Origin of the sequence: Intestinibacter sp., assembly GCF_051866655.1 — a bacterium.
Lineage (GTDB): Bacteria > Bacillota > Clostridia > Peptostreptococcales > Peptostreptococcaceae > Intestinibacter.
Genome location: NZ_JBJDXL010000383.1, coordinates 1 through 3,147 on the forward strand (window position 1 = coordinate 1; position 3,147 = coordinate 3,147).

Annotated in this window: 4 protein-coding genes; all 4 read right to left on the reverse strand. The window is 29.3% G+C overall.

The window, feature by feature from the left end; all coding sequences use genetic code 11:
• A partial coding sequence (locus ACI3VO_RS11440; protein WP_439758040.1) for an ATP-binding cassette domain-containing protein occupies nucleotides 1-186 on the reverse strand: 186 nt, incomplete at its 3' end.
• A gap of 121 nt (nucleotides 187-307) precedes the next feature.
• The gene (locus ACI3VO_RS11445) at nucleotides 308-1,009 is read right to left on the reverse strand and encodes a hypothetical protein (protein ID WP_439758041.1); all 702 of its coding nucleotides are present in this window, start codon (nucleotides 1,007-1,009) and stop codon (nucleotides 308-310) included.
• A 102-nt stretch (nucleotides 1,010-1,111) separates the two neighbouring features.
• Nucleotides 1,112-2,158 (reverse strand): 5-methylcytosine-specific restriction endonuclease system specificity protein McrC, encoded by a 1,047-nt coding sequence (mcrC, locus tag ACI3VO_RS11450; RefSeq protein ID WP_439758042.1) that lies wholly within the window; start codon nucleotides 2,156-2,158, stop codon nucleotides 1,112-1,114.
• Between the two features lie 16 nt (nucleotides 2,159-2,174).
• Nucleotides 2,175-3,147, reverse strand: a 973-nt coding sequence (locus ACI3VO_RS11455; protein WP_439758043.1) for an AAA family ATPase, incomplete at its 5' end; no start/stop codon positions are given.

A 3,147-nucleotide genomic window follows, 5' to 3' on the forward strand; every position in this document is an offset into this window, starting at 1 on the left:
TACAACATTTCCTGAATCCTTCTTTAAAATACCCGCTATTATTTTGACAGTCGTAGTTTTTCCACATCCAGATGGACCCAAAAGCCCAAATATGCATCCTTTTGGAATGTTTAAATTAATATTATCTAAAACCTTTTTCTTCCCGTAGTATTTATCTACATTTTCCAAATAAATTGCATCTTTCATTTAATCACCTCTCAATTTATAATATATTTAAAATTCGTATATACTTTAATTATATAATTTAATTGCTTTTAATACAGTAATAAAGCCTGCAAAATATTTTAAATCTTGCAGGCTCGTAATTTTACCCATAAAGCATATAGTCTATCTGTTCGGCAAGACTAATTCCCTTTGGATCCCATTTTCTTTCTTTTATATCTATATTTTCAAATTCAAATCCTGATTCGTACACAAAAGCCATAAATCTCTTATCTAACCAAGGAGCACTCCAACATCCTGACCTACATATATGCACAATTTCACATGGATCGTCGCATTTTACTTGATCCAAGCTCAAGTAGTTTATATCGTATTTTTTATTGATTTCATCAAATTCCTCTGGATATTCATTTGTATAAGGACCGTAAATTATATTTGCTTGGTTTATTTTGCCTTCGTAAATTAATTTTCCAAGCCAGTCAGCACAGTTGACCTCAAATTTAAATGAATCGAGACCTTCATATCCTAAATCAGAATGTGAATCAAATGAAAAAACCGAATCGACGCCTTGCTCTACAGCGATTTTATATGCATCTAGATGTGATTCTGTAAGCAGTATTTTTGTATTTTGTTTAAAGTTTACATTTTTCTTTAATTTATCCCAAAATTCGTCGACCTCACCGCCTACACTCATATGTTTTGTGATGTCAATACCCCTATTTTTTTCTTCAAAATATTTTTTATACCAATGCTTGTATATATTTGTCTCGTTTTCTATATACGAACCATTCCATGTATTCATATAATCCATAAAATAATCCCAATCTATTGTTATAAGTGAACTCATAGTATCTCCCCCAAACCTTCTATTCACTTTAAATAAATTTTTTTAAATTATATTTATATGTTATATACCTTTTTGAAGAATTTTTCAACCATAATTTTCCTTTTACATCAGATCCTCGGCTATTTCATTTAAGCTCTGAGCTATAAATTTAAACTCTGTATTTAAATCCAAAGTTTTCACCATTATCTTATTTCCACTCATCATATACTCACCATTTGGAATTACACTTTCATCTGTTTTTGCGTATAAAAGTAGTCCAGATACATTCCCAGATTTATCAGTATCTCTATTTTTTACATAAGTAAATATTTGATATAAATTATTTGAGTGAATACTCCTACTGTTGTATAAATCCATAGTCTGCATAGATTTCTCGTAGTATTTTGTATCTATAATCAAGATTTTATCCTTGCCTTTAAGTGTTATATCTGTCTTCATTTCAGGCAAAAATTGATTTGCTTCATCGTCTAAGTTCCATTTTATCTTTGAAGCTCTCGGGTGTAGATTGGGATAATGCTTTTGATAGTATTTCAATACAAATTTTTCGTACAAGCTGTACATTTTCTTTTCACTAAAAAAATTAGCTAACCTGTACTGTCCATCATCTGTAGACAGCAATAAATCATTCAAAACTAAATAGCATATATTTATTATACTTATATAGCTCTTGTTATTTCTATTGTAATCGATATCACTCCATCTTATTTTATCCACCCCTATTAAATCTACATCTGAAAATAAAAACATCAGCTTTTTTAGATTTTTCTTATTTTGCTCTGATATATCCTTTGACAAAATTAAAGCTTTGATAGTAGTTTTTATTATACTGTTCAAATAATTATTTATAGACAACTTATCGAATTCGCAATAGAGCTTGTTTTTATTACTTGCCTTTAACTTTATACTCTCTGATATATTTATCTTTCCTTTTAGAATTTCTGTTTCCTCGTGTTTTCCTATATATTTTTTTATCATGCCTCGTTTCATTTGTTTAGAAACCATTTTAAACAAAATAACTGATAAAATATCACCTGTATTTTCAAATTTTTCAACTGCAATATCTCTATAGTCCTTTTGAATTAAATCTGTATATACATAAGCTAACATGTAGTATATATTCTTTATAAAAATACTTCTATCCTTTATCATAGCTCACACCACACAATCACTCGACTATATCTCTTAAAGCTTTTTCCCATTTTTCTAGCTTATCATAGTCATCAAACCAGTACTCCCTCAAAAGAGGAATTATATCAAATTCAACTATTTCGTAAATATATCTATCGGTAAAATCACCACTAAAAAAATAACTATGCCCTATGCAAAATCCTTCGCCGAGAGAAAAATCCTCCATTATATCCTCGTTCAACAATTTTACTGTGTCGACTAACTTTGAAACTTTTTCATTATTCAAGCTTTCTATATAACTCAAAAATCTATCGCTTTCAAACGCAGGTTTCACATCAAAGAAACTAAATCTACGTCTAAGTGCATAATCAATCATCGCAATGCTTCTATCAGCAGTATTCATAATCCCGATTATATAAATATTTTGAGGTACACTAAACATTTCTCCTCCATAGGCTAGCTCTATTTCCATACCTCTATAGCTATTTTCTATAAGCATCATGAGCTCCCCAAATATTTTACTGATATTTCCCCTATTAATTTCATCTATGATGAAGAAATATTTATCCTTGGGATTTTTTTCGGCTTTTTTACAAAAATTATAAAATACTCCGTGTTTAAGCTCAAATCCATTTTCACAAGGCTTATATCCCATTATAAAATCTTCATATGAATAATTTTGGTGAAATTGTACAAACTTAACTTTATCATCGTCCTTTGCTCCTAATATAGAGTACGCCAGACGTCTAGATAAAAATGTCTTGCCTACACCAGGCGCACCTTGAAGTATTATATTTTTCTTTCTATTTAGAATACCAACTAAAAGATCATATTTCTCATCATCAATATAAACCTCTCTTAAAAAATCTTCTTTTGTATATTCATCACACTTCTCCTTTTTTTTATCATCTTGAGGGATATCTAAAATAGAATCAAAATTAATCTTACTTCCAATGTAGATAATTTCCTCTGTAAGCAAATGTAGCCCATTATCAGCAAAATTCATATTT

What these genes read in the sequence shown, in the direction of transcription:
- mcrC (WP_439758042.1), bottom strand. Translation starts at nt 2,158, where the DNA reads ATGATAAAGGATAGAAGTATTTTTATAAAGAATATATACTACATGTTA.
- ACI3VO_RS11445 (WP_439758041.1), bottom strand. Translation starts at nt 1,009, where the DNA reads ATGAGTTCACTTATAACAATAGATTGGGATTATTTTATGGATTATATG.